The organism is Mycoplana azooxidifex (assembly GCF_014196765.1).
GTDB lineage: Bacteria > Pseudomonadota > Alphaproteobacteria > Rhizobiales > Rhizobiaceae > Mycoplana > Mycoplana azooxidifex.
Window position 1 is genome coordinate 226,827 of the sequence record NZ_JACIEE010000004.1, and the last position, 25,780, is coordinate 252,606.

Below are 25,780 nucleotides of genomic sequence, written 5' to 3' on the forward strand. Positions count from 1 at the left end.
GCTGCCGTCCCTCAGAAGAACAGGTGCTCGAGCGGCCCGGCGGGCAGGGAGAGCTGCAGAAGTTTGGAGAAGATCACCCAGATGACGAAGGAGAGAACAATGCCGACGGGGATGGTGATCCAGAGCTTGCGCTTGCCGAAGCCCGCGGCCGTCAGCGCAAACAGCAGGCCCGTCGAAATCGAGAAGCCGGCAACCTTGAGGAGCAGCATCTGCGCGGCGAGCCCGCCGACGATCCAGACGACAGGCGCGACCTCTTGCCGCTCGCGTGCGGGAAATTCGCCGCGCCAGGCCTCGATCGCCGTCCAGATCGCAAGGCCGAGGAGACAGTAGGCGATCGCATGGGGCACGGTCGTCGGCCCCACCTGCGAATAGCCGGCTGCACCCGCCAGGCGGGAGACGTCCCAGAAGATGACGCCGGCGATTGCGGCCAGCACGACGGCGATGACGAACGCCGCCCCATCGGGGCGGCGCGTTGCGCTTGCGGGTTTGTTCCCGTCGGTCATTCGACCAGTCCGATGTCTTTAAGGACACCCTCGGTGGCAGACACGTCCTTGGCCAGTTGTTCGTCGAAGGCCGCGCCGGAAAGGTAGGTATCCTGCCAGCCCTTGGTCTTCAGCTGCTCCTGCCAGGCGGCCGACTTGACGAGCTTTTCGATATCGGCCGAGACGGCGGCCTTCTGCTCGTCGCTCAGCCCGGGAGCCGCGGCGACCATGCGCCAGTTCTCGACGACGACGTCGAGGCCGCTTTCCTTGATCGTCGGGGCGTCGATGCCCTCGAGCCGGTCGGCGCTGGAGACGGCGAGCAGCCGCAGCGTGCCGGCCTTCACCTGGGATTCGAACTCGCCATAGCCGGAAATGCCGGCGCTGACCTGGGCACCGAGGATCGCAGCCAGCGCCTCGCCGCCGCCCGAATAGGCGATGTAGTTGATCTTCTTCGGATCGACGCCGGCCGCCTTGGCGATCAGGCCGACGGCGATATGGTCTGTGCCGCCAGCCGAGCCGCCGGCCCAGGAAACCGCGCCCGGATCCTTCTTCAGCGCCTCGACGAGATCACCGAAGGTCTGGAACGGCGAGGAGGCCGGCACGACGATCGCTTCATACTCGCCGGTCAGCCGCGCGATCGGGGTGACGTCCTTCAGCGTGACGGGCGACTTGTTGGTGAGGATCGCCCCGACCATGACGTAGCCGCCGACGATGAGCGCGCCGGCATTGCCCTTGTCCTGGCTGGCGAACTGGGCGAGGCCGATCGTTCCGCCGGCGCCCGGCACGTTGATGACCTGCACGTTGCCGGAAATGCCTTCGGACTGCATGACCGTCTGCAGCGTGCGGGCCGTCTGGTCCCATCCGCCGCCGGGATTGGCCGGTGCGATGATCTTGTAATCGGCCGCGAACGCGGGCAGCGCCATGGCGCCGGCAAGAATGGAAGCAAGGAAAAAGTGTTTCAAGGCATATCCTCCGTCAGGCGCAGCTACCGTGGCCGCGCATTGTTTCAAGCTGTCGAGGGAGAAAGCACTCTGCGCCGGCGTTCATGCCGGCCGCGCCATGATGGCGGCTCCCCTCCCATTGCCCCGGCACCGCCTCCACGGAACCACCGGGATCTTCAAGCCACCACAAAAACCTGTCATCTAGCTGACATCCTAGCACAGTCTTGCCACGATCGGGGCGCGATCCCGCCCCTATTGCGTTCTTAGCACTTCGTTCCAGCGGGCAATCAGCCGAGCCCGCTTCACTTGGTCCAGGTAGACCATCAGGCCCGGGCTGACGGGCACCGGCTTGAGCTGCGCACCCAAAAGCGCCTGCATCCCCGTCGCAGTATTGCAGCCGGCGACGTCGGGCGAGACGGCGGCGATCTGCAGTTCGCGCGCCATGATCGTCTGGCCCTCCTTGGACATGAAGAACGACAGGTAGCGGCGACCGAGCTCGGGCGAGGCCGCCGCCTGCGGCACCAGCCCGATGCGCGACATCACAACCGTGTAGTCCTTCGGTAGGACGATGCCGACATCGGGGTGCCTGGCCACCCAGTCGGCGGCATAGGAGCCAAGGATGTTGTAGCCGAGCACGAAGCGGCCATCGGCAACCCGCTCGAGGATCGCCGAACTCGTCGAATAGAGCTTCACCCCGGCAGCCCCCATCGCCCGGATCACCGTCCAGATATCGCCGAACTGCTCCTGGTCGCGCGCCATGAACAGGAAGCCGACGCCGGAGCGCTCGATGTCGTAGGTGCCGATCCGACCGTAGATGTCGTTGCCGTGGCGGTTGAGATAGTCGAGGAACTCGGCGCGCGAGGCCGGCGGCTTCTCGTTCCTGAAGCTCGGCTTGTGGTAGACGAACACGGCAGGCTCGAAGGTCAGCGCGTAAGCCGTATTGCGCCAGTTGGCCCATTGCGGCCAGCGCTCGCTCATCGGCAGGTCGCTGCGCTGGGCGTAGCCGTCGTTGCTGAGCTTCACCTGCAGGTCCATCGCCGAGGAGAACGCGAAGTCGGCCGTCTTCTGCCCGGCGTCGGTCTCCTTGACGACGCGGTCGTAGACCTCGCCGGTCAGCATCTCGTCGTAACGCACCGCGACGTCGGGATTGGCCGCCTGGAAACCCTTGATCATCGGCCGCGCCAAGGGCTCGTCCAGCGAGGAATAGACGACGAGGACGGGCGCGTCTCCCTTGCCCTCCGGCGCGGGATAGAACGTCTCCCCGGCCAGGGCGGGGGAACAGAGGGAGGCTGCAAGCATGAAGGCATGAAGGGTGCGCATGGAGGCGAGATTGCCTGACCGCGCCGGGGTTCTCAAGCGGGATCCGGTGGCCTGCGGTAAGGTTCGAAGTTCGGTATCGATTTTCCGAAAGGTTTGTGCACAAAGTCAAAGTGTTGGCCGCCCTTTGCGCCGCCACGTCGGCATGGAAGGGTGAGCCGGGAGGAAGGGACCAGGTGCGCATACTGCTCGTCGAAGACAACCGGACCCTGGCCGACGGCCTGTCCGCCATCCTGCGCGGCACGGGTCACGCCGTGGACGTCGTCAGCGACGGTGCCTCCGCTGACGCTGCGATCTCGGCGGAGGCCTTCGATCTGGTGATCCTCGACCTGACCCTGCCGGAAATGGACGGGCTGGAGGTGCTGCGGGCCATGCGCGCCCGCCAGAACCGGGCAGCGGTGCTGATCCTGACCGCGCGCGGGGCGGCGGAGGACAAGGTGAAGGGTCTCGACCTCGGCGCCGACGACTACATGAGCAAGCCCTTCGACATCTCCGAATTCGAGGCGCGTGTGCGGATGCTGCTGCGCCGGCAGGCGGGGCTGCGCTCCTCCGCGCTCAGCTTCGGCAAGGTCGAATTCGACCTCAACTCGCGCACCTTCTCCGCCGGCGGCGTCCCGCTCGACATCCCGGCAAGGGAACTCGGCCTTCTGGAAATCCTGTTCATGCGCGCCGGCAAGGTGGTGTCCAAGGAGGCGATCATGCAGTCGCTCGCAGCCTTCGACGACGATCTCAGCGCCAACGCGATCGAGCAATATGTCAGCCGCCTGCGCAAGCGCATCGCCCCGCACGGGCTTACGGTGCGCACCGCCCGCGGCATCGGCTACTATCTGGACAAGGTGACCCCGGCTTGACCCGCAATCCGGCTCCATCGCTGCGTCGCCAGCTTCTCGTCTGGCTTCTCGTCGCCACCGCTGTCTTCGGCGTCCTGGCACTGATCGACACCTACCGCGAGGCGGTCAAGACGGCCAACACCGTCTCCGACCGCGTGCTCGCTGGCTCCGCACTGGCCATTGCCGAACGGGTCGTGGTCAACGAGAACGGTGCCCTGGAGGTGGATATCCCCTATGTGGCGCTGGAGATGCTGACCTCGGCCGCCCAGGACCGCGTCTTCTATCGCGTCGAGGGCCCTCCCGGCCATTTCATCACCGGATACCAGGCGCTTCCGACGATCACGGGGGCGGGAGACAGGCCGACGGCTTACGCGGATGCGAGCTTCCGCGGCGAGGCGATCCGGGTGGCGGTGCTGCACCGCTCCGCCTCCACCGGCGTCAATTCGGTCCCCTTCGTCGTCACGGTCGCCGAGACCACGATCGCCAGGCGCCAACTCGCCCAGGCCATTCTCTTCCGCTCGGCGCTCCGCCTCGCCCTCATGATAACGGGGGCCGCCGCCATCGTCTGGATCGCCGTGACGCTCGCCCTGCGCCCGCTCTACCGGCTCAGCGATGCGATCGCCGAACGCAGCCCCGACGACCTGCACCCGATCGAGCAACAGGTGCCGCAGGAGGTCGAGGGTCTCGTCGAGACGGTCAACTCCTTCATGGTCCGCCTGCAATCGGCGCTGAATTCGCTGCGGCACTTCTCCGGCAATGCCAGCCACCAGCTCCGCACGCCGCTAGCCATCATCCGCACCCAGCTCGCGCTGGCGACCCGGGCCGGCACGCTGGAGGCGGCGCAGGATGCCGCTCGCAAGGGCGACGCGGTGGTGGCCCATGCCGAGCGCATCCTTGCCCAGCTCCTGCTGATGGCCAAGATCGACGCCGCCGGATCGGCGGAGCCGCGCCCGCTGGCCGTGATCGATGTCACGGCACTCGCCCAGGCGACGACCGCCGACTATGTGCCGCTCGCCGCCCAGGCCGGCATCGACCTCGGCTACGAGGGCGAACTGCCGGCGCCCGCGCGCGCCGAGCCGCTCTTGTTCGGCGAGATGCTTCGAAACCTGATCGAAAATGCGATCGCCTATGCGGGACCGGGCTCGGAGGTCACGGTCTCCGTCAAGGCGGAGGCAGGCAGGACGAGCCTGCAGGTGGTGGACAATGGGCCCGGAATTCCCGCCGACCGCCGCGCCGAGGTGCTGCAGCGCTTCGCCCGCGGAGGGCTAGGGGATGCTCCCGGCATGGGGCTCGGCCTGCCGATCGTCCAGGATATCGCCGCCCTCTTCGGCGCAACGCTGGCGCTGGAGGACAACCCCGGCGGACGGGGCCTGTGCGCCACCATCACCTTCCCCGCCAACGTCCCTGCGGGCTGATACCGGAGCGGGTCCGAAGGTCCGCTATGTTCTGCGCCAGCCTGCAAGTCCGGGGGCCGCATGCCAGACGGCCTGGACGGCGAAGCCCATGAACAGCACGCCCGACATCCGCACGATCGCAAGCTCGTGCCGGCGATAAAACCTGCGCACGAACGAAGCGCCGATGACCGCGATCAGGACGATATCGGCGACCAGAAAGCCCAGGAGCGAAACGGCAAGCAGCATGGGCAGGGACGAGAAGTCCAGCGCGCTGGAGGAACCGGCGAGCAGCGCCGTGAAGGTCGCGAGCGCCACCGGATAGCCCTTCGGATTGGTCAGGCCGAAGATCAGCCCGCGCCGCAGCGGCCGTTCCACCGTCACGAGCGGCTTGTCCGTCCCGCGCGGCTTGGCCCTGAGCGCAGTCCAGCCGATCCAGGCGAGATACAGTCCGCAGAGAAGGCCGAGCACGTCAAACACCAGAGTGCCGATCGTCCTGGCCCCGACGATTGCCACGAGCGCCAGCGTCGACCAGACGATGTCGCCCGCCAGATGGCCGCCCATGAACATCGCACCCGCCTTCCGTCCCTGGCCGGCGCCGATGCCGAGCAGCGCCAGGAAGGCCGGGCCGGGAATGAGGACATAGAACAGCGCGGCAAGAAAGGCGCCGAACAGCATCGAACCGGTCATGGGAATCTCCGCGGGAAAGAACCCATCTGAGCCTGTCTCCTGGGCTCCGTCAAGCGGGGTCGCAGCATCGCCCGCCTCCGGTGCGTAGCGAACGAAAAACCCGCCGGATCATTCCGGCGGGTTGTTCGAATGAGCACTGTGGCTGGCTGGGCTCAGCCCTTGCGGTCGCGCGCGGCGAGCGTGCGCAGGCGCAGCGCGTTCAGCTTGATGAAGCCGGCGGCGTCCTTCTGGTCATAGGCGCCCTGGTCGTCCTCGAAGGTGACGAGCTTGTCGGAATAGAGCGACTTGTCGCTCTTGCGGCCGGTGACCATGACGTTGCCCTTGTAGAGCTTCAGCGTCACTTCGCCCTCGACATTCTTCTGGCTGAGGTCGATCGCCGCCTGCAACATCTCGCGCTCCGGCGAGAACCAGAAGCCGTAGTAGATCAGCTCGGCATAGCGCGGCATCAGTTCGTCTTTGAGGTGCGACGCACCCCGGTCGAGCGTGATGCTCTCGATCGCACGGTGCGCGGCCAGCAGGATCGTGCCGCCGGGGGTCTCGTAGACACCGCGGCTCTTCATGCCGACAAAGCGGTTCTCGACGAGGTCGAGGCGGCCGATGCCGTTGTCGCGGCCATAGGTGTTGAGCGCCGACAGCAGCGTGGCGGGCGACATGCGCACGCCGTTGATCGAGACGGCGTCGCCGCGCTCGAAGCCGACGGTGATGACGGTCGGCTTGTCCGGCGCCGCCTCAGGCGAAATCGTGCGCATGTGCACGTATTCCGGCGCCTCGACCGCCGGATCCTCCAGTACCTTGCCTTCCGAGGATGAGTGCAGGAGGTTGGCGTCGACCGAGAACGGCGCCTCGCCCTTCTTGTCCTTGGCGACCGGAATCTGGTGCTGCTCGGCGAATGCCAGCAGATCGGTCCGGCTCTTGAACGACCAGTCGCGCCAGGGCGCGATGATCTTGATGTCGGGGTTCAGCGCATAGGCCGAAAGCTCGAAACGAACCTGGTCATTGCCCTTTCCGGTGGCGCCGTGGGCGATCGCGTCCGCACCCGTCTTCCTGGCGATCTCGACTAGATGCTTGGAGATCAGCGGCCGGGCGATCGAGGTGCCGAGCAGGTAGACGCCCTCGTAGACGGCATTGGCGCGGAACATCGGGAAGACGAAGTCGCGCACGAACTCCTCGCGCACGTCCTCGATGAAGATCTCCTTGATCCCGAGCATCTCCGCCTTCTTGCGCGCCGGCTCCAGTTCCTCGCCCTGGCCGAGGTCGGCGGTGAAGGTGACGACTTCGGCGCCGAGTTCGGTCTGGAGCCACTTCAGGATGATCGAGGTGTCCAGGCCGCCGGAATAGGCGAGAACGACCTTCTTGACTTGCTTGGGAGATGCCATGGTTTCTGTCCGTCTGGTGTCAGGAATAGCGGCCGGGCCGCGCAATTTATCGGCGGCACTTTTAGTCAGAAAGCGCGCGGATACAAGCGTCCCGGCCCACACGCTCGACAATTTGGCTTTCCAAGCCGCACGCGCAGGAGTAACGAACGGCAGATATCGAAAACGCGGATCCACCAACATGGAATACCTGCCCTCCCTGCCAACGCTCATCGCCTTTGCCGCCGCGAGCCTCCTGCTTGCCGCAACGCCCGGACCGGACATGACGTTGTCGATCAGCCGCGCGCTATCGCAGGGCCGCGGTCCTGCGCTGTTCGTCGTGCTCGGCACCTCGATGGGCATCGTGGCGCACACGCTGCTTGTCGCCTTCGGCATCTCGGCGCTGATCACCGCCTCGCCGACCGCGTTCATGATCCTCAAGACCGGCGGCGCGGGCTACCTGCTGTGGCTGGCGATCCAGGCGATCCGGGTCGGCTCCAGCTTCTCCGACAAGACGGGGGAGGCCTTGGCCATGCCGAAGGTCTCCGCGCTTGCCAACATCTCCACCGGCTTCTGGGTCAACCTTTTGAACCCGAAGGTCATCATCTTCTTCATGACCTTCCTGCCGCAATTTGTCTCCGCCGGCGATCCCGATGTCACCGGCAAGCTCATCGTCTTCGGGCTGCTGTTCATCATGATCGGCATGCCGGTGAACACGCTCGTGGTGCTGGCCGCAGACAGGCTGTCCGCCTGGATGAAGTGCAACAAACGCTTCCTGCGCGGCCTCGACTACACCTTCGCCGGCGTCTTCTCGATCTTCGCGGTCAAGATCTTCATGACGCAGACGCGCTGACGCCCGTCGCGGGACTCGACCGCGTCAACCGATCAAAAGCGCGTCGTCGTCCAGCGTCTGGCCGCGCATCTTGCGGAACATGGCGATCAGGTCCTCCACCTGCAGCGTCTTGCGGCTGTCGCCGGTGACGTCGAGCACGATCTCGCCGCCATGCAGCATGATCGTGCGGTGGCCATAGTCCAGTGCCTGGCGCATGGAATGGGTGACCATCAGCGTCGTAAGCCTGCGCTCCGAAACGATCTTCTGCGTCAGGCTCATGATGAATTCCGCCATGCCCGGATCGAGCGCCGCCGTGTGTTCGTCGAGCAGCAGCACGTCGGAGCCCGCCAGCGTCGCCATCACCAGCGACACCGCCTGGCGTTGGCCGCCGGACAAGAGGTCCATGCGGTCGCCCATCCGGTTCTCTAGCCCGAGGTTCAGCTCGGCGATGCGCGCGCGGAACAGCTCGCGCCTGCGGGCACCAAGCGCCGGGGCAAGGCCGCGCCGCTCACCGCGACGGGCCGCCAGCGCCAGGTTCTCCTCGATCGACAGCGCGCCGCAACTGCCGGCGAGCGGATCCTGGAACACCCGCGCCACCCGGCCGGCGCGCGCCGCCGTCCCCTGCCGCGTCACGTCGGCGGTGCCGATCCGCACCTGTCCTGATGTCGCGATCACGTCGCCGGCCAGCACGCCCAGAAGCGTCGATTTGCCGGCGCCGTTCGAGCCAATGACGGTGACGAACGAGCCTTCCTCGATCGTCAGGCTGATGCCGTTCAGCGCCTGCTTTTCCAAAGGCGTACCACGGCCGAAGACCACCTTGATGTCGGACAGCGCGATCATGACGCGGCTCCTCCCCGGCGCAGGCGCGGCAGCACGAGCGCCACGGTCACCAGCACGGCCGTCACCAGGTTGAGGTCGGACGCCTGCAGGCCGAGCACGTCGGACGAAAGCGCAAGCTGGATGGCGATGCGGTAGAGGATCGAGCCGAGCACGCAGCCGATCAGCGCAACCAGGATGCCGCGCGTGCCGAACAGCGTCTCGCCGATGATGACAGCGGCAAGGCCGACCACGATGGTGCCGACGCCGGACGTCACATCGGCGAAACCGTTGGTCTGCGCGAACAGCGCGCCGCCGAGAGCGACCAGCGCATTGGACAGCGCGATGCCGAGATAGATCTGCCGGTCGGTGTCGACACCCTGCGCCCGCGCCATGCGGGCGTTGGCGCCGGTCGCGCGCATGGACAGCCCCGCGTCGCTTTCGAGGAAACGCCACACCAGGAACAGCGCGACCACCACCAGAACCCCGATGAAGAGCGGACGAACGTAGAAATCGCGCAGGCCCAGCCCGAAGAAGGGGCTGAGCATCGTGTCCGCATTGATCAGGGCGACATTCGGCTTGCCCATGACCCGCAGGTTGACCGAGAACAGCGCGATCATCGTCAGGATCGAGGCGAGCAGGTTGAGGATGCGGAAGCGCACGTTCAGCATCGCCGTCACCAGGCCCGCTGCAGCACCCGCCAGCATCGCGACGGCACTGGCAAGCCAGGGGTTGACGCCCGCAATGATCAGAACCGCCGCAACCGCCGCACCCAGGGGAAACGAGCCGTCCACCGTCAGGTCCGGAAAATCCAGGACGCGGAAGGCGAGGTAAACGCCGATGGCGACGAAGGCATAGACGAGTCCGAGCTCCACAGCTCCCCAGAAGGCAATCCCGCTCACGGCTCGTTTCTCTCTCTTTCCTGACGCGGCCGTTCGCTGCGGCCCGGGTCCTTGATAGCACAACCGCCGCCGAAAGATGCGGCGGCGGTCGAACAGGGGTTAGACGATGTGCGCAGGCGCTATTCGATCACGCGCGTCGCGCGGCCCAGCAGGCCTTCCGGCAGGGTCACGCCCATCTTTTCGGCCGCTGCCTTGTTGACGACGAGGTCGGTGCCGGCGGCAACCTTCACCGGAATGTCGCCCGGGTTCTCACCCTTCAGGATGCGCACGACGATTTCGCCCGTCTGCTTGCCGACGTCGCGGTAGTTGAAGCCGAGTGCGGCGAGCGCGCCGCGCTGGACCGAATCCGTGTCGGCCGTGAACAACGGCAGCTTGCTTTCCACGGCGACGGCCACCGCACCCTCGAGGGCGGAGATGATGGTGTTGTCCGTCGGAATGTAGATGGCGTCGGCACGGCCCACCAGCGCGCGCGCGGCGCCCTGGACCTCCGCGGACTTGGTAGCAGCCGATTCCACCACGCTCAGGCCGGCCTTTTCTGCTTCTTCCTTCAGCACGGCCAGCAGCGAGACGGAGTTGGCCTCGCCGGAATTGTAGAGATAGCCGATGGTCTTGGCCTCCGGCAGGATCTCCTTGATCAGCGCCAGGTGCTCGGCGACCGGCGACATGTCGGACAACCCGGTGACGTTGCCGCCGGGCTTGTCCATGTCCCTCACCAGCTGCGCTCCGAGCGGATCGGACACGGCGGTGAAGACCACCGGAATGTCACGGGTGGCGGAAACCACCGCCTGTGCGGAAGGGGTGGAGATCGGCACGATCACGTTCGGCGCCTCGCCTGCGAATTGCCGCGCGATCTGCGCCGCCGTCGCCGGGTTGCCCTGTGCGGACTCGTAGAGGAACGTCAGGTTCTCGCCTTCCTTGTAGCCCGCGGCGGCCAGGGCCTCCTTGACCCCGTCCCGTGTCGCATCGAGCGCCGGATGCTCGACGATCGCGGTCACCGCGACGGTGACGTCATCGGCGCGAGCCGGTAGCGAAATGGCCAGAGTTGCCGCAAAAGCAAGCAAGAGTGTGCGCATGAATTGATCTCCCTGAATGAAATTCGGGCAGGTTCTAGGCAATACGGCGCTTCAGATCAATTCTCGGATCCTGCTCGATCAATCACATTTTCTGATGGGGACGCGATCGAACGGCAAAAGCGAAGCGGACGGCGGCTGCAGCGGCCCTCAGTCGTCCTCGCCGTGGCCGGCGATCATCATCGCTTCATAGGCCATGCGGTCGACCTTGCGCATGCGTTCCGATTCCGATTTCAGCTGGCCGCAGGCAGCGAGGATGTCCCGGCCGCGCGGCGTGCGGATCGGCGAGGCATAGCCGGCCTGGTTGATGAAGTCGGCGAACTTCTCGATCTGCTCCCAGTCCGAACACTGGTAGTTCGTTCCCGGCCAGGGATTGAACGGGATCAGGTTGATCTTGGCCGGAATGCCCCTCAGGAGGTGGGTGAGAAGCTTGGCGTCCTCGAGGCTGTCGTTGACGTCCTTGAGCATCACGTATTCGAAGGTGATGCGGCGCGCGTTCGACAGGCTCGGATAGGCGCGGCAGGCCTCCAGCAGGTCCTTCAACGGATACTTCTTGTTGATCGGCACCAGCATGTCGCGCAGCTCGTCGCGCACCGCATGCAGCGAGATCGCCAGCATCACGCCGATCTCCTCGCCGGTGCGGTAGATCTCCGGGACGATGCCGGATGTCGACAGCGTGACGCGCCGCTTCGACAGCGACAGCCCGTCGCCGTCGGTGGCAATCAGGAGCGCCTGCTTGACGTTCTCGAAATTGTAGAGCGGCTCGCCCATGCCCATCATGACGACATTGGAGACCTTGCGGCCGTCGCTCGGCACGATCGCGCCCGCCGGCGTCTCGCGGTCCGGGAAGTCACCCAGTCGGTCGCGGGCGAGCAGCAGCTGCGCCAGGATCTCCTCGGCCGTCAGGTTGCGCACCAGCTTCTGCGTGCCGGTGTGACAGAACGAACAGGTGAGCGTGCAGCCGACCTGGCTGGAAATGCAGAGCGTGCCACGCCCTTCCTCGGGGATATAGACCGTCTCCACCTCGACCGGCCGGCCGGCGCCGCGCGCGGGAAAGCGCAGCAGCCATTTGCGCGTGCCGTCGTTGGAGACCTGCTCCTCGACGATCTCGGGACGGGCGATGGTGAAATGCGTCTTCAGCATCTCCCGCATGTCCTTGGAGACGTTGAGCATGTGGTCGAAATCGGAGACGCCGCGCACGTAGAGCCAATGCCAGAGTTGGCTGACGCGCATCTTCGCCTGCCGCTCCGGGACGCCCTTCTCGACCAGTGCCTTGCCCATGTCCTCGCGCGAAAGGCCGATCAGCGTCGGCTTTTCGGCCATCGGCGCCGTGCGCATCGGCCGCGCGGTTGCAGGCTCCGTGCCGTTGAGAAAATCCAAGGTCGCCATTCGTGCAATCCCGTTGCGCGTTCATGCTGCCGGGCTGCCCGCCCCACAGATCTGCCGCGTCTCGATCATGAAATCCAAGGAGCGCCCGGCGCATCGTTCTGCGCGCGTCTCCAGCTGTTGCCCGCGCCTTTAGCATCCTTCGGCCCGGAAGTCACGCCCGCCCGGAAAAGCGAAAAGGCCGGTCGCGGGACCGGCCTTTCACGAAAGAGACGATTGGCTGCTTACTTGCAGGTCTCGATCTGCTTCAGCGCCGCGGAAATTCCCGACAGCGAATAGGAATAGCTGGTGCCCGTGCCGCGACGCGACGTCGCCTTGACCGACATGTCCTTGCCCGTCTTCATCGCTGCGACCAGGGCCGGTTCCTCGGCGGCATTCTCGACCCATGCCGAATTGCCCTTGGTGAACATCACGAAGGTGCGGCCGTCGATGACGACATTGACCTTGGAGTTCTCCTGCAGCGGATAGCCCATCATCGCCTGCGGCTCGTAGGAGATGTTCTGGCCGGGGCGCTGCGACACGAGGAAGAAGATGTCGCCATGGTCGACGCCCGCCGGTGCCTTTTCCTTCGGCACCGAGAGAACGTAGCAGACCTTGCTGTTATTGGCCTGGTAGGAGTAGGCACCCCATGCGTTGAACTGCTGAATGCGCGTCGGAGACTGCGCCAGTGCAACGCCGGCCGTTGCCACAGCGAAGGTGAGTGCGGTTGCGAATTTTCTTACAAACATGATTCCCTGCCGGTTGTCTTGCTGTCGTCGCCCGAGCGCGGGCGTAACGGCTCGAATGATCACGATTTGATTTAATTTGACTTAATTCTGGTTACCAAATCGTCAACAAACCCTCATCTCGTCGATGCGGCGGTTACTATGAAACGGGCGGCAATGCAAATTGCCGCCGGACTTCGAGGCCGGATCGCCGTGGTGCCGATGAAGAAGCCCATCCCATCAGGGAGAAGATGTCGGCAAAGATTCAGGCAAGAGTTTGACAATGCACCATCTTGGCACGAGCCTGCCGCCCCAAGGCCTTGCCGTGGGTTGTCGCCGCAGGAACCTGTGGTCTGTTCCAGCTTCAGCCGGCTTCCTCCAGCCCGTCCATCAAGGCGCGGTCCGCCTCGACGTAGTGATCCTCGCGGATATGGCCACGAATGGCTGCGAAGGCCGCAGTCAGCACGGCGATGTCGTCGGAAAAGCCGACCACCGCCAAAATGTCCGGGATGCCGTCGAGCGGCAGGACGAAATAGGCAAGCGCTGCGAGCAGGATGCCGCGCACGCGCGTCGGGGTGCGCCGGTCGAGCGCGCAGAAATAGGCGGCAACGAGATCCCGGCTGAACGGAACCTGCCGGAAGGCGCGCTTGAGCACGGGCCAGAAGCGCTTGCGGACCCGCTGGCGCTGGCTCTCCTGCTCCTCTTCGTCGCCCGGCAGCAGGATCTCTCCGATCTTCACATCGTCCATTCCGACACTCCTTGCGCAGTCCTTCATCCGGCCTTCACCCGGCGCGGTCCCTGATATGGGAAGCCCCGACCCCGGCGGCAAGCGCTCAGCGCGCCCGTGCTGCCTTCTCCATCGCCTCCGCCAGGCGGAAATCGAGCGCGGTGACGCCACCGGCCGAATGGGTGGTGAGGCGGACATCGACCTTGTCGTAGACGTTGAACCATTCCGGGTGGTGGTTCAGCCGCTCCGCCGCCTGCGCAGCCTCCGTCATGAACGCGAACGCAGAAGCAAACGTCTTGAACCTGAACGATTTCGCAATCGCGACTCCGTCATCCTCAAGCTTCCAGCCCTCGAGCATGGCGAGACTGGAGGTGATCACCTCGGTGCTGAGCTTGTCCTGCTTCATCGACAGTGTCCTCCGTTGCAGGCCCCCCTCTTAGCAGATAATTTCTGACCCTTCACCTTTGCGGAGCCCGTCTTGCCCCAGATCTCGATCCTGTTCGTCTGCCTTGGCAACATCTGCCGCTCGCCGCTGGCCGAAGGAATCCTTCGCCATCTCGCCGAAAAGGCGGGTCGCGCCGACGAGTTCCTGATCGATTCGGCGGGAACCGGCGCATGGCACATCGGCGATCCGCCGGACAGCCGCGCCATCGCCGTCGCCGCCGATCACGATATCGACATTTCGGGATTGAGGGCGCGCAAGGTCGCCCCGGCGGACTTCGATCGCTTCGACCTGATCCTGGCGCTGGATCACGACAACCTGCTCAGCCTGAGGGAGAGCGCGCCCTCAGGCGCCACGGCCCGGATCGCGCTTTTCTCCGAGCATGCCTTCGCAACCGCACAAGACGTGCCCGATCCCTATTTTGGCGGAAGGGCCGAATTCGATGCCGTCTATCGCATGCTCTACCGGGGATGCGCTTCCATCGCCGGAAGCCCGAAGGAGGAGCCGCCCTCGTATAACGGGAACACCTCTTCCGTCACGTAGGGCCCGCCGCCGACCGATTCCTTGGACGACATCAGCACGAAGCGGTTGACCACGAACGGGGAGGAATAGAAGTTTCCGCGCCCGGAGAGATAGGACACCACGTCGTCCAGCCGGGCGTTCCTGAGCCGCGCCAGCGTCACATGCGGGGTGAACTTGCGCGGATCGGCCGGAAGTCCGAGCCGCTGGCAGATGCGCTCGATCTCCGCCTGGAGCGCATACATTTCAGGCGCTTGCGAGACGCTTGCGAAGATGGAATGCGGCTTCTTGGAACCGAAGGAGCCCACGCCCGACAACGACAGCTGGAATTCGGGCCTCTCGATTCGATCGAGCCGGTCGACGACCTCATCGGCGGTGCGACCATCGATGTCGCCGATGAACCGCAATGTGATGTGGAAGTTCTCGACGTCGATCCAGCGTGCTCCGGGCAGACCGCCGCGGAGCAGCGAGAGGCTCATGGCGGCATTACGCGGCACTTCGAGGGCAACAAAAAGTCTCGGCATGGCGAGCTCCCCGAATCTGTGATCGTTTGCTCAGGGAATCACGCATTACTCGTATGCGCAACCCTAATTTCGCACCCGCGAAAACAGTCAGTCCCTTTCCCCCAGGCTTTTCAGGAACTGCTCAACTACCGGCAACATTCTCTCGACCATGACGGCAACGCCCTTGCTGTTGGGATGCATTCCGTCTTCGATCTGCAGGTCGGCATGCGTCACCACCCCGTCCAGGAAGAACGGGTAGAGCGGAACCTGATGCTTCTCGGCGAGCCTTTCGTACATGCCGTTGAAGCGCTCGCCATAGTCGCCGCCCATGTTGGGCGGTGCGAGCATTCCGACGAGCAACACGGCTATCCCGCGGCTTTTCAGGCCGGAAACCATCTTGTCGAGATTTTGTTCCGTCTGTTCCGGGGGAATGCCGCGCAGCGCATCGTTGGCGCCGAGTTCGAGGATCACGCCCTTGGTGCCGTCGGGAACCGACCAGTCGAGGCGCGCCAGCCCACCCGAGGTCGTGTCGCCGGAGACGCCCGCATTGGTGATCGCCACCTCCGCGCCCTTTTCCCGCAGCGCCTTTTCCAGCTGCACCGGGAAGGCATCTTCCGCCGGAAGCTGGTATCCTGCCATCAGGCTGTCGCCGAAGCCGACAAGAGCGACGGGCTCGGCTGCGGCCGGACGCGCGACTGACAGCACCATGAGGACCATGGCGATGAAAATTCCGTGAGCGGCTTTAAACGGCATTTCGCTGATCCTAAGTTGCTGCGGCAGCTCCCGAACTTTCCGGAACCGAGCGGGCTGCGGCTCGGCGGTTACGGGGGACCTGCCCCTGCCGATCCCGCATTCCCGCATTGCACCAAGATATAGGATAGATTTTCGTGGGCGAAACCATCATCGATCTTAAAAAGGCGGACCTCACGCTCGGCCGGGACGCGGCATCGGTCCATGTGCTGAAGGGGATCGACCTGCAGATCGCCGCCGGGCAGTCGGTCGGCATCGTCGGCCCCTCCGGATCCGGCAAGTCCACCCTTCTCATGGTCCTGGCGGGCCTCGAGCGGCTGGACCGCGGCGAGATCCATATCGGCGGCGCGGCGCTGCACACGATGAGCGAGGACCAGGTGGCCGACTTTCGAGGCCGCAACATCGGCATCGTCTTCCAGTCCTTCCATCTCATCCCCAATATGACCGCGCTCGAAAACGTCGCCGTTCCGCTGGAGCTCGCCAACGTCAAGGACTCCTTCGCCATCGCCCGGCGCGAACTGGAGGCCGTGGGGCTCGGCGAGCGCCTGTCGCACTATCCCGGGCAGCTTTCGGGCGGCGAGCAGCAGCGCGTCGCCATCGCCCGCGCGCTCGCGCCGCAGCCGCGCCTGCTGATCGCCGACGAGCCGACCGGAAATCTCGACGGCGACACGGGGCGGCAGATCTCCGACCTGCTCTTTGCCGAGCAGGCCCGACGCGGCATGACGCTCGTGCTCGTCACCCACGATCCGGCACTCGCCGCCCGCTGCCAGCACCAGGTGCGCATGCGCTCCGGCGAGGTGGTCGGCGCCGAGGCCACCCCCGTGACGAGCGGCCGGAAGGTTTCGGCATGAACGCGCCGGCGCGCTCTGCCGGCTGGCTGTCGCTGGCCTTCCGTCTCGCGCTTCGCGAGATGCGCGGCGGCTTGCGCGGCTTCTACATCTTCCTCGCCTGCATCGCGCTCGGCACGGCTGCGATCGCCGGCGTCAATTCGGTCTCCGGCGCCATCAGCCAATCCATCGAGGCGCAGGGGCAGACGCTGCTGGCCGGCGACATCCGCTTTCAATTACGCAACCGGGTGGCGACCGATGCGGAGCGCGGCTATTTCGACACGCTCGGCGACGTCTCCGTCTCCGCCGGCCTGCGCTCCATGGCGCGTCTGCCGGACGGCTCCGACCAGACACTGGTCGAGCTGAAGGCCGTCGACGACGACTATCCGCTCTACGGCACGGTCGAGACCACGCCCGCCGAGCCTCTGGCCCGGCTGACGGCAGACGACGGCGGCACCTTCGGCGCGCTCGCAGCACCCCTCCTGCTCGAACGGCTGGGCGTACGCGTCGGCGACGAGCTCTTGCTCGGCACCGCCAGGGTTCGCATCACCGCAACGATCGACCGGGAGCCCGATGCGCTTTCCGACGGCTTCGGGCTCGCGCCGCGCCTGCTGATCTCCAACGACGCGTTGGCGGCCACGGGCCTCGTGCAGACCGGCAGCCTGGTGGAACACCAGTACAAGGTCCGCCTCGACGCGCCGACCTCCCGGGCCATCGCCGAGGTCCGCAGGCAGGCGGAACGGCAGTTTCCCTCCGCCGGCTGGTCGATCCGCACCAGCAACAACGCCACCCCGTCGCTGACCAGCAACATCACCCGCTTCTCGCAGTTCCTGACGCTCGTCGGCCTGACCGCCCTGATCGTCGGCGGCGTCGGCGTCGCCAATGCCGTGCGCGCCTATCTCGACACCAAGCGCGGCGTGATCGCCACCTTCAAGTGCCTCGGCGCGCCGGCGCGGCTGATCTCGGCGATCTACCTGATCCAGATCGTCCTGATCGCCGTCATCGGCATCCTGATCGGCCTCGTCCTCGGCATGCTGATACCGATCGTCGCCGTGCGCTTCCTGGAAGGCGTCCTACCGGTTCCCGCTGGGCTTGCGATCTATCCCGGCGCGCTGGCGCTCGCCGCTGCCTTCGGCGTCATCACAGCACTCGCCTTTGCCATCATGCCGCTCGGCCATGCCCGGGAGGTGCCGGCGACGGCGCTCTTCCGCGAGCAGGGCTTCGAGCGCAGCCGCCTGCCCGCCTGGCCCTACATCGCAGGGGCCGGCCTTTTTCTGGCGGCCCTCGGCGGGCTTGCCGTCTGGACGGCCTACGACCGCTACATCGCCGTCGTCTTCCTCGGCTCGATCGCGTTTGCCTTCGTCGTCCTGAGGCTGGTCGCCTCGCTTGTGACCGCACTCGCCCGCCGCGCACCCAGGGTCAATTCGCCTGCGCTGCGGCTCGCGATCGGCAACATCCACCGCCCGGGCGCGCTGACGCCCTCCGTCGTGCTGTCGCTTGGGCTCGGCCTTGCGCTGCTCGTCACCCTCACCCTGATCGACGGCAACCTGCGCCGCGAACTGACAAGCAGCCTACCGGAACGCGCGCCCAACTTCTTCTTCATCGACATCCAGGGCAACGACCTCGACGGCTTCCGCAAGGTTTTGACCGACACCATGCCGGACGGCAAGATCATCGAGGTGCCGATGCTGCGCGGCCGTATCACCGCCTTCAACGGCGAGGACGTGGCGCGCCGCGACGTGCCGGCCTCGGGCCGCTGGGTGCTGCAGGGCGATCGCGGCATCACCTATGCCAAGAACCTGCCGGAGAACTCGACGCTGGCCGCGGGCCAGTGGTGGCCGGCCGACTATGCCGGCGAGCCGCTGGTGTCCTTCTCCGCCGAAGAAGCCGGCGAACTCGGCCTGAAGGTCGGCGACACTGTCACCGTCAACGTGCTCGGCCGCAACATGACCGCCCGCATCGCCAATTTCCGCAACGTCGAGTGGGAATCGCTGTCGATCAATTTCGTCATGGTCTTCTCGCCCAACACCTTCGCCGGCGCGCCGCATGCCTGGCTCGCCACCATGATCGACCCCGACGCCACGGCCGAGCAGGAGGCGGCGACCCTGCGCGCCGTCACCAATGCCTATCCGACCATTACGAGCGTGCGGGTGAAGGACGCGCTCGACATTGTCAACGAGTTGATGGGCCAGTTGGCCACCGCCGTGCGAGCAGCTGCCGCCGTGGCGCTGATCGCATCGGTTCTGGTTCTGGCCGGCGCGCTTGCGGCCGGCAACAGGGCACGAACCCATGACGCCGTGGTGCTGAAGACGCTCGGCGCAACGCGCACGACGCTGATCCGCGCCTTCAGCTACGAGTACGTCATGCTCGGCCTGGCGACGGCCGTCTTTGCGCTTTTCTCCGGCGGCGTCGCCGCCTGGTTCGTCGTCAGCCGCATCATGACGCTGCCGTCGAGCTTCCTGCCCGACGTCGCCCTCATGACGGTGTTGATCGCCTTGGCGATGACGGTCGGCATCGGCCTGGCCGGCACCTGGCGCGTCCTCGGCCAGAAGGCGGCGACCGTCCTGCGAGAGCTTTGAGCGAAGGAAAAACGCCCGTTCGCCACTGCGCCGCTCGCGCGAAACTGATCGCGCGCCCGGTATTGGTACTTGTACAACAGCAGCTTAGTGATCATATTGAGGGCAGGCATGCTGGGGCCCCGCAGCGGCGCCTGGGTGTTCGGCACGACATCGGCTGGAAAGCCTCGATCGGCCGAAACATCGCCCTGTCCGCAACAGGACCGGATGCGACACCCGACACCGTAACAATCAACGGGGCTTTCGAGAGGATAAAATGTCAGATTTCCGCAACTACCAGACGCGAGTGACGAACACCGGCACGCAGGCCGGCGCCGTCGTCGACGAAGGCCTCCGCGCCTATATGCTGAAGGTCTACAACCTGATGGCACTGGGCCTTGCAATCACCGGCGTGGTCGCGTTCTTCGCTTCTCAGGCCGCCTTCTCCGGCGGTCAACTGACCGCGTTCGGCCAGGCGATCTATGTCAGCCCCCTCAAGTGGGTGGTGATCCTTGCGCCGCTGGCGCTGGTGTTCTTCCTGAGCTTTAGGATCCACACCATGAGCGTTGCGGCCGCACAGGCGACATTCTGGGTCTATGCCGGCCTGATGGGTCTGTCGCTGTCGTCGATCTTCCTGATCTATACGGGCGCCAGCATCGCGCAGACCTTCTTTGTTTCGGCCGCGGCCTTTGGCGCCCTGTCGCTCTACGGCTACACGACGAAGCGGGACCTGTCCGCCATGGGCTCGTTCATGGTCATGGGCCTGTTCGGCCTCATCATCGCCTCGCTCGTCAACCTGTTCCTGCAGTCGACGGCACTTGATTTCGCGATCTCCGCCATCGGCGTTCTGGTCTTCGCCGGCCTGACCGCCTGGGATACGCAGAAGATCAAGGAGATGTACTTCGAAGCCGACGAAGCGGCGGTTGCCGGTCGCAAGGCGATCATGGGCGCCCTGACCCTGTACCTCGACTTCATCAACCTGTTCCTGTTCCTGCTGCGCTTCATGGGCAACCGCAACAGCTAAGCACCGCGGCACGGCCGCACAACGGATCAGCGAGACAGCCCCGCCGGCAACGGCGGGGTTTTTGTTTGCGCGCTGCCGCCATCGGGATGGCACTTGCCAATCGTGCATGATTATGCGTATTTAGGCGCATTATTGCACGATTGGAAAGCCGCATGTCGCTCAGCGAACTCCTCCTTGGCGAACGCCAGACGCTCATCGAGGCGCGCCTCGCCGCGCATGGCCGGGTGATCGCGGCCGACCTCGCGCAGGAACTCGGCGTCTCGGAGGATACGATCCGGCGGGACCTGCGCGAAATGGCCGCGGCCGGGCTGTGCCGGCGCGTCTATGGCGGCGCACTGCCACCGAGCCCGTCCACCAGCTTCAGCGAGCGCGTCGGGAGCGATGGCGACCGCAAGGAAGCCCTTGCCCGCGCCGCAGCCGCCCTCGTCGAGCCGGGCTCCTTCGTCTTCCTCGACGCCGGCAGCACCAACCTCGCGATTGCCCGCGCCCTGCCGGAGGACAAGGGCCTGACGGTGGCGACCAACACACCGGCTATCGCAGCAGCGCTGATCGACAGGCGCGGCATCGAAGTCATCCAGATCGGCGGTCCGATCGACCGGAAGACCGGCGCGGCGATCGGCGCGAAAGCGCTGCGCGACGCCGAGGTGCTGCGCCCCGACCTTTGCATCCTCGGCATTTGCGGGCTTCATCCGGACGTGGGCGTCACCGCCTTCGGCTTCGAGGATGCCGAGTTCAAGCGCTTCATGGCACAGCGCAGCCGCACGGTGCTGACGGCCGTGACCAACGACAAGCTCGCCATGGCAGCTCCCTACGCGGTGATACCGATCGGGCGGCTCGACCGGGCCATCTTCGAAGCCGATGCGGACGAGCAGGAAGTGGCCGAATGCAGGGCGGCCGGTTTGCGGGCGACCCGGGCCGATCCGGTGGAGCCGCGCCCGAACCAACGGCCGGGCCGGCGATCGAAAAACGGCGACCCGGCGTAACACCAGGGGCGCATCATCGAAACATGAACGAAACACGGGCGCCCTCGCAACGGCGTCGCCAGCAAACTGGAACAGGAAATGACCATACCAGAAAACACAGCGACAGCAGCCGTGCGATCGTCCTACTACCCGGCTTCGCGGGTCGCCGTCTCCGGCCTGTTTCTCCTGAACGGCACGTTCATGGGCGCCTGGGCGCCCAAGATCCCCGAATTCGCAAGCCGCCTGTCCTTGAGCGAATCCCAGCTCGGCCTGATGATCGTCTGCTTCGGCATTGGCTCGCTCATCCTGATGCCGCTTGCAGGCATCCTCATCGCCCATGTCGGCACATCGCGGGCCGTGCGTGGCGCCACGATCGCCTTCATCCCGACGATGCTGCTGCTGTCGCTCGCCCCAAGCATCTGGACCGGCGCGATCGCCATCTTCCTCTTCGGCGGGCTGACCGGGGCGATGGACATCGCGATGAACGCCAATGCCGTCGAGGTCGAAAAGTCGATGCGGCGGGCGATCATGTCGTCCTGCCATGCCTTCTGGAGCCTCGGCGCGTTCATTGGCGCCACGACGGGCGGCTACCTGATCGAGACCATCGGCGTTCTGGAACATGCGGGCCTGCTGACGGTGCTGGCGCTTGCCGGGCTCGCGGCCGTCTGGACCTCGATCCTGCACGACCGGCCGCATCCGGCCGAAACGCGCCAGAAGGTTCGCCTGCCGATGTCACCGCTGCCATGGCTGATCGGCATCATGGCGCTGTTCACGATGATCCCCGAAGGCTCCATCCTCGATTGGGGTGCCCTCTACATGCGCGACGAGCTCGGCGCGTCGCTGGCGCTGTCCGGCTTCGCTTTCGGCGCCTTCTCCGCCACCATGGCCATCATGCGCTTTGCCGGCGACCACGTGCGCGACCGCTTCGGCGCGGTCAGGACGCTGCGCGTCTCCACCGTGCTGGCCATCATCGGCATGGTGATCGCGGGCTTCGCTCCGAACGCCTACATAGCGATGACGGGCTTCGCCATCTGCGGCATCGGCATCTCCAACATGGTTCCGATCGCCTTTTCCGCGGCCGGCAACCTGCCGGGCTTCGCCCAGGGCGTGGCGCTCTCGGTGACGACCGTGATGGGATATTCCGGCTCGCTGTTCGCCCCCTCCTCCATCGGCTTCATCGCCGAGCATACGAGCTTTGGCTGGGTCTTTTCCGTTCTCCCGGTCCTGCTCCTGGTCGTGCTGCTGCTGTCGAAGCACGCCGTGCATGCGGACGTGCACGAGCGCCACTGAGCAGATTGCCGAATGCTCAATCGGCCGGGCAGGGCGCCCCGGCCGCCGACCATTGCCGCAGCAACTGGTAGGTTTCCTCGGCCGAACCGGGGGCGGGCTCCCGCCCCGTTCCCGGCTGCCAGCCCCAACTGACGAGGTCGTCGTCGCGAACATGCAGGGCGATCTCGTCGAGCGTCCTGTTGCCGTTGCGGGCCGGGTCCTTCACCTGCTCGCAGATCTCCTTCGACGACTTCTGCCACCACACCATCTCGGCCGGCGCCAGATGCCAGGCGGGGGCGCCGGGCGGGCCGTGACGCTGCGCCGCGTTCTGCTCCTGGTGGCAGGTCGTGCAGCGCATGCCCGGATTGCCGAGGCCGTCCGCGCCGCGTTGGACGTTCATGTCGTGGACGCGCGTCCTGCCGTAGTGCGCGCCCGACCATCGCGGCCGGTCGTCCTCCACATGGCAGTTGGCGCAGCGCGGATGTGAAAAGACCGCGTATATGCCCCGCCATGCGTCGAGCCCCGGATCCTGCGCGCCTGCCGCGGTTGCGGAAAGAAGCGCGGCGACAGCGCAGCCGGCAAACCCTGTGAGCGCCTTGAGCAGGTCGATCATAGGAATTCCACTTCCTTCGACAGCGGCATCGAACGGATGCGCTTTCCGGTGAGCGCATGGACCGCATTGGCGAGCGCGGGGATGGAAGGCGGCGTGCCCGGTTCGCCGGCGCCGCCCATGCGATGCGCGGTTTCCAGGATCCCGACCTCGATCTGCGGGCACTGGTGTATCCGCATCGGCGTGTAGTCGTGGAAATTGGACTGCTCCGCCGCGCCGTCAGCAAAGGTGATTTCCTCCCCGATCGCCGATGACAGGCCATAGACGATGCCGGACATCATCTGCGCCTCGAAGATCGCCGGATCCATCACCTGGCCGGGATCGGCCGCGCACCACACCTTCTCGATGCGGATCCGGCCGCCGACATCGGCAACCTGCACGACCTGCGCGACCCAGGTGCCAAAGGACAGCGTGAACGCGAAGCCCTTCGCAGTCCCCGGCGGCAGCTTCTCGCCCCAGCGCGACATGGCGCCGACCTTGTCGACCACGTTGACGGCCGTGGGATAGGCCGCCATCAGCTTTCGCCGCAGTTCCAGCGGATCGAGACCGCCGGCAACGGCGATCTCGTCCATGAAGCCCTCGTGGAAGAACCCGTTGAAGGAATTGCCGACGGAGCGCCAGAAGCCGACCGGTATCGAGACCGGTGCCTTGATACCGCCCACGCGATAGTTGGCGATCGTATAGGGCTGGTTCGCCGAGCCATCGGTGATCGACTTGTCGGGGCCGATCGGAGAGATGCTGGGAAAGTAGCGTGGCAGGATGCTGCCGATGATCGAGGGTGCGGCAATACGCATGTCGACGGCAACAGGCAATCCGTCGTTACCGAGCCGCGCGCGGAACCGGCCGAGCGCTGCAGGGCGATACATGTCCTGCTGCATGTCCTCCTCGCGCGTCCAGGTCACCTGTACCGGCCGCCCTTCGGTCTTGCTGGCGACGATCGCGGCATAGATGGCGTAGTCGACGTCGCCGCGGCGGCCGAACCCGCCGCCGAGATAGGTGGTATGAACGAAGCAGTCTGCGGTCTCGATGCCGACGGCGGCGGCAGCGAGCTGGCGCACCATCGTCGGCATCTGGTTCGGCGCCCAGATATCGAGCCGGCCGTCCTTGAGCCGTGCCGTGGCGTTCATCGGCTCCATCGTCGCATGCGCCAGATAGGGCACGCCGTAGTCCGCCTCGACGATGCGTTCGCGCGGCGCATCGGCAAAGGCGGTCTCGACATTGCCGTCGTCCCGGCCGTAGCTGGCATCGCCCTCCTTGAGCGCCGCCTCCAGCGCCTGGCGGATGCCGGCGCTGTCTGGCGGATAGGTGCCCTTGCCCCACTCCGCCTTGACCGCATCGGCCGCCTGGAACGCCCGCCAGGTATTGTCCGCGATGACGGCATAGCCGTTGGCAATGCCGGTCTCGACCTTCACGACCTTGAGGACGCCGCGCATCTTCATGGCGTCGGCATCGTCGAGGCTTGCGATCGGGCCGCCGCGATAGGGGTTCATCCGCAGCGTTGCGAACAGCATGTCGGGCAGGCGCACGTCGATGCCGAAGATCGGCGCGCCGGTCACCTTGGCTCGCATGTCGATGCGCGCCTGCGGCTTGCCGAGGATCTTCCACTCCGACTTCTCGCGCAGACGGATCTCGGCCGGCGGCGCCAGGGCGGCGGCCTCCTGCGCCAGTTCTCCATAGGTGAAGGTCGTGCCCGAGGCCGGGTCGGTGACGATGCCGTCCGATGTCCAGAGCGAACCGGGCTCCGCGCCCAGCCGCTTCGCCGCGGCGAGTTTCAGCACCTCGCGCGCAGCGGCACCGGCCTGGCGCATCTTGTAGAAGCCGTCGACGATCGACGTCGACCCGCCCGTACCCTGAAGGCCGAGAAACTTGCCGGCCACCGCCATGCCGGACCGCATCAGTTCCGCGACGGTCGATTCGTCGAAGTGCGGAAAGGGCACGCCTTCCTCCAGCATCGTCGTGTTGGCGTAGGCGTGGCCGGCCGGGCCGTGCTCGACAATCACCTGGTCGAGCCGGACGTCCAGCTCTTCAGCGACAAGTGCGGCAAGCGTGGTGGAGACGCCCTGCCCCATCTCCGCCCGCGGCGCGATCAGCGTGATCGTGTTGTCCGGCGCGATCTTGACGTAGGGGTTGAACGTGGCCTCACCCTCGGCGAGTTCGTCCTCGAGCGGGTTGGGATAGGGCTTGCGATAATAGTAGTAGCCGACCGCCAGGCCCCCGGCGACCAGCCCCGTGCCGATCAGGAAGGTACGGCGCGCGATCTTTCCGAGCGTGGCCATCGTCATGCCCCCGCCGTTGCGCTGGCTGCGCGCTTGATCGCGGCGCGGATGCGCGGATAGGTCCCGCATCGACAGAGATTGCCGGACATGGCGTTGTCGATGTCCGCGTCGGTCGGATCGGGAATGGCCTCGAGCAACGCGATCGCCGTCATGACCTGGCCGGCCTGGCAATAGCCGCACTGGGCGACCTGTTCGTCGATCCAGGCCTGTTGGACCGGATGCAGGCGGCCGTCCGCTGCCAACCCCTCGATGGTCGTGACCGCGCCGGACACCTCGCCGACGGTGACCGAGCAGGAGCGCACCGGCTCGCCGTCGATGAAGACGGTGCAGGCGCCGCACTGGGCGATGCCGCAGCCGAATTTCGGACCGCGAATGTCCAGTTCGTCGCGCAGCGCCCACAGAAGCGGCATCTCCGTTTCGACATCGATCTCGTGCTCGCTGCCGTTGACGTTCAGCTTCATCGTTGTCTCCTCGAGGGTCATCGCGACGGCTCCAGCTGGCCGACGCCGGCTTTTCGCCTGCTGATGGGATGTGATACCGTCGCAGCGGGTTTCAACACCTTTAACACAATAACGCGTGCGGCTCGTATCGACGGCGGCGCGC

The 25,780-nt window shown here is 65.9% G+C and carries 26 protein-coding genes; 9 read left to right on the forward strand and 17 right to left on the reverse strand.

Annotation, left to right across the window (positions count from 1 at the left end):
* Nucleotides 1–11: 11 nt before the first annotated feature.
* The 3 genes from GGQ64_RS10365 to GGQ64_RS10375 form a co-directional block, all read right to left on the reverse strand.
* Nucleotides 12–503, reverse strand: coding sequence for a tripartite tricarboxylate transporter TctB family protein (locus GGQ64_RS10365; RefSeq protein WP_183803283.1), 492 nt, complete (start codon nt 501–503; stop codon nt 12–14).
* The gene (locus tag GGQ64_RS10370; RefSeq protein WP_183803287.1) at nt 500–1,444 is read right to left on the reverse strand and encodes a Bug family tripartite tricarboxylate transporter substrate binding protein; all 945 of its coding nucleotides are present in this window, start codon (nt 1,442–1,444) and stop codon (nt 500–502) included. Before GGQ64_RS10370 ends, GGQ64_RS10365 begins: the two co-directional genes overlap by 4 nt.
* A 231-nt stretch (nt 1,445–1,675) precedes the next feature.
* A complete protein-coding gene (locus GGQ64_RS10375; RefSeq protein ID WP_183804239.1) occupies nt 1,676–2,722 on the reverse strand; it encodes an ABC transporter substrate-binding protein in 1,047 nt (348 codons plus the stop codon).
* A 194-nt stretch (nt 2,723–2,916) separates the two neighbouring features.
* On the opposite strand from GGQ64_RS10375, the gene GGQ64_RS10380 reads away from it, so the two are divergent.
* Nucleotides 2,917–3,591 carry a response regulator gene (locus GGQ64_RS10380; RefSeq protein ID WP_183803290.1) on the forward strand — a complete coding sequence of 225 codons (675 nt, stop codon included), beginning with the start codon at nt 2,917–2,919 and terminating at the stop codon, nt 3,589–3,591.
* On the forward strand, nt 3,588–4,985 hold the full coding sequence (locus GGQ64_RS10385) for a sensor histidine kinase (RefSeq protein ID WP_183803293.1): 1,398 nt from the start codon (nt 3,588–3,590) through the stop codon (nt 4,983–4,985). The genes GGQ64_RS10380 and GGQ64_RS10385 overlap by 4 nt, the downstream gene beginning before the upstream one ends.
* 24 nt (nt 4,986–5,009) lie before the next feature.
* On the opposite strand, the gene GGQ64_RS10390 is transcribed toward GGQ64_RS10385, so the two are convergent.
* Together GGQ64_RS10390 and GGQ64_RS10395 are read right to left on the reverse strand one after the other, a co-directional pair.
* A complete protein-coding gene (locus GGQ64_RS10390; RefSeq protein WP_183803296.1) occupies nt 5,010–5,651 on the reverse strand; it encodes a LysE family translocator in 642 nt (213 codons plus the stop codon).
* Nucleotides 5,652–5,803: 152 nt separating this feature from the next.
* Nucleotides 5,804–7,027: an argininosuccinate synthase gene (locus tag GGQ64_RS10395; RefSeq protein ID WP_183803299.1), complete on the reverse strand. Its 1,224-nt coding sequence runs from the start codon at nt 7,025–7,027 to the stop codon at nt 5,804–5,806.
* Nucleotides 7,028–7,205: 178 nt separating this feature from the next.
* Between GGQ64_RS10395 and GGQ64_RS10400 the strand changes: the two genes are divergently transcribed.
* Nucleotides 7,206–7,856: a LysE family translocator gene (locus GGQ64_RS10400; RefSeq protein WP_183803302.1), complete on the forward strand. Its 651-nt coding sequence runs from the start codon at nt 7,206–7,208 to the stop codon at nt 7,854–7,856.
* A gap of 24 nt (nt 7,857–7,880) precedes the next feature.
* Here GGQ64_RS10400 and GGQ64_RS10405 read toward each other — a convergent pair whose 3' ends face one another.
* From GGQ64_RS10405 to GGQ64_RS10435, 7 genes are all read right to left on the reverse strand, one after another.
* Complete coding sequence (locus tag GGQ64_RS10405; protein ID WP_183803305.1) at nt 7,881–8,675, reverse strand: ABC transporter ATP-binding protein; 795 nt, start codon at nt 8,673–8,675, stop codon at nt 7,881–7,883.
* Nucleotides 8,672–9,553 (reverse strand): ABC transporter permease subunit, encoded by an 882-nt coding sequence (locus tag GGQ64_RS10410; RefSeq protein WP_183803308.1) that lies wholly within the window; start codon nt 9,551–9,553, stop codon nt 8,672–8,674. Before GGQ64_RS10410 ends, GGQ64_RS10405 begins: the two co-directional genes overlap by 4 nt.
* A gap of 119 nt (nt 9,554–9,672) precedes the next feature.
* The gene (locus tag GGQ64_RS10415; RefSeq protein ID WP_183803311.1) at nt 9,673–10,626 is read right to left on the reverse strand and encodes an ABC transporter substrate-binding protein; all 954 of its coding nucleotides are present in this window, start codon (nt 10,624–10,626) and stop codon (nt 9,673–9,675) included.
* A gap of 147 nt (nt 10,627–10,773) precedes the next feature.
* On the reverse strand, nt 10,774–11,961 hold the full coding sequence (gene rlmN / locus GGQ64_RS10420) for a dual-specificity RNA methyltransferase RlmN (RefSeq protein ID WP_425488505.1): 1,188 nt from the start codon (nt 11,959–11,961) through the stop codon (nt 10,774–10,776).
* Nucleotides 11,962–12,233: 272 nt separating this feature from the next.
* Nucleotides 12,234–12,737 carry an invasion associated locus B family protein gene (locus GGQ64_RS10425; RefSeq protein WP_183803317.1) on the reverse strand — a complete coding sequence of 168 codons (504 nt, stop codon included), beginning with the start codon at nt 12,735–12,737 and terminating at the stop codon, nt 12,234–12,236.
* A gap of 340 nt (nt 12,738–13,077) precedes the next feature.
* On the reverse strand, nt 13,078–13,461 hold the full coding sequence (locus GGQ64_RS10430; protein WP_183803320.1) for a YkvA family protein: 384 nt from the start codon (nt 13,459–13,461) through the stop codon (nt 13,078–13,080).
* Nucleotides 13,462–13,546: 85 nt separating this feature from the next.
* Entirely contained in the window at nt 13,547–13,846 is a 300-nt protein-coding gene (locus GGQ64_RS10435) for a 4a-hydroxytetrahydrobiopterin dehydratase (RefSeq protein WP_183803323.1), read from the reverse strand.
* Between the two features lie 72 nt (nt 13,847–13,918).
* On the opposite strand from GGQ64_RS10435, the gene GGQ64_RS10440 reads away from it, so the two are divergent.
* A complete protein-coding gene (locus tag GGQ64_RS10440) occupies nt 13,919–14,425 on the forward strand; it encodes a low molecular weight protein-tyrosine-phosphatase (RefSeq protein ID WP_183803326.1) in 507 nt (168 codons plus the stop codon).
* Here the strand turns inward: GGQ64_RS10440 and thpR are convergent.
* Together thpR and GGQ64_RS10450 are read right to left on the reverse strand one after the other, a co-directional pair.
* Nucleotides 14,344–14,925, reverse strand: a complete 582-nt coding sequence (gene thpR / locus GGQ64_RS10445; protein WP_183803330.1) for an RNA 2',3'-cyclic phosphodiesterase — start codon at nt 14,923–14,925, stop codon at nt 14,344–14,346. The two genes, GGQ64_RS10440 and thpR, sit on opposite strands and share 82 nt — an antisense overlap.
* A gap of 87 nt (nt 14,926–15,012) precedes the next feature.
* The gene (locus GGQ64_RS10450) at nt 15,013–15,657 is read right to left on the reverse strand and encodes an arylesterase (protein ID WP_183803333.1); all 645 of its coding nucleotides are present in this window, start codon (nt 15,655–15,657) and stop codon (nt 15,013–15,015) included.
* A gap of 134 nt (nt 15,658–15,791) precedes the next feature.
* On the opposite strand from GGQ64_RS10450, the gene GGQ64_RS10455 reads away from it, so the two are divergent.
* The 5 genes from GGQ64_RS10455 to GGQ64_RS10475 all read left to right on the forward strand — a co-directional run bounded on the left by GGQ64_RS10455 (nt 15,792) and on the right by GGQ64_RS10475 (nt 22,312).
* Entirely contained in the window at nt 15,792–16,505 is a 714-nt protein-coding gene (locus GGQ64_RS10455; RefSeq protein WP_183803337.1) for an ATP-binding cassette domain-containing protein, read from the forward strand.
* Nucleotides 16,502–19,060: an ABC transporter permease gene (locus GGQ64_RS10460; RefSeq protein ID WP_183803341.1), complete on the forward strand. Its 2,559-nt coding sequence runs from the start codon at nt 16,502–16,504 to the stop codon at nt 19,058–19,060. The genes GGQ64_RS10455 and GGQ64_RS10460 overlap by 4 nt, the downstream gene beginning before the upstream one ends.
* 253 nt (nt 19,061–19,313) lie before the next feature.
* Nucleotides 19,314–20,060, forward strand: a complete 747-nt coding sequence (locus tag GGQ64_RS10465) for a Bax inhibitor-1/YccA family protein (protein ID WP_183803344.1) — start codon at nt 19,314–19,316, stop codon at nt 20,058–20,060.
* A gap of 152 nt (nt 20,061–20,212) precedes the next feature.
* The gene (locus GGQ64_RS10470) at nt 20,213–21,043 is read left to right on the forward strand and encodes a DeoR/GlpR family DNA-binding transcription regulator (RefSeq protein ID WP_183803348.1); all 831 of its coding nucleotides are present in this window, start codon (nt 20,213–20,215) and stop codon (nt 21,041–21,043) included.
* Between the two features lie 78 nt (nt 21,044–21,121).
* A complete protein-coding gene (locus GGQ64_RS10475; protein WP_183803351.1) occupies nt 21,122–22,312 on the forward strand; it encodes an MFS transporter in 1,191 nt (396 codons plus the stop codon).
* 16 nt (nt 22,313–22,328) lie between these two features.
* On the opposite strand, the gene GGQ64_RS10480 is transcribed toward GGQ64_RS10475, so the two are convergent.
* Genes GGQ64_RS10480 through GGQ64_RS10490 form a run of 3 tightly spaced genes read right to left on the reverse strand, consistent with a single transcriptional unit; the run spans nt 22,329 to nt 25,638 of the window.
* Nucleotides 22,329–22,904, reverse strand: coding sequence for a hypothetical protein (locus tag GGQ64_RS10480; protein ID WP_210300218.1), 576 nt, complete (start codon nt 22,902–22,904; stop codon nt 22,329–22,331).
* Nucleotides 22,901–25,183 (reverse strand): xanthine dehydrogenase family protein molybdopterin-binding subunit, encoded by a 2,283-nt coding sequence (locus tag GGQ64_RS10485; RefSeq protein WP_246422566.1) that lies wholly within the window; start codon nt 25,181–25,183, stop codon nt 22,901–22,903. The genes GGQ64_RS10480 and GGQ64_RS10485 overlap by 4 nt, the downstream gene beginning before the upstream one ends.
* Complete coding sequence (locus GGQ64_RS10490) at nt 25,180–25,638, reverse strand: (2Fe-2S)-binding protein (protein WP_183803357.1); 459 nt, start codon at nt 25,636–25,638, stop codon at nt 25,180–25,182. The genes GGQ64_RS10485 and GGQ64_RS10490 overlap by 4 nt, the downstream gene beginning before the upstream one ends.
* Between the last annotated feature and the right edge of the window lie 142 nt (nt 25,639–25,780).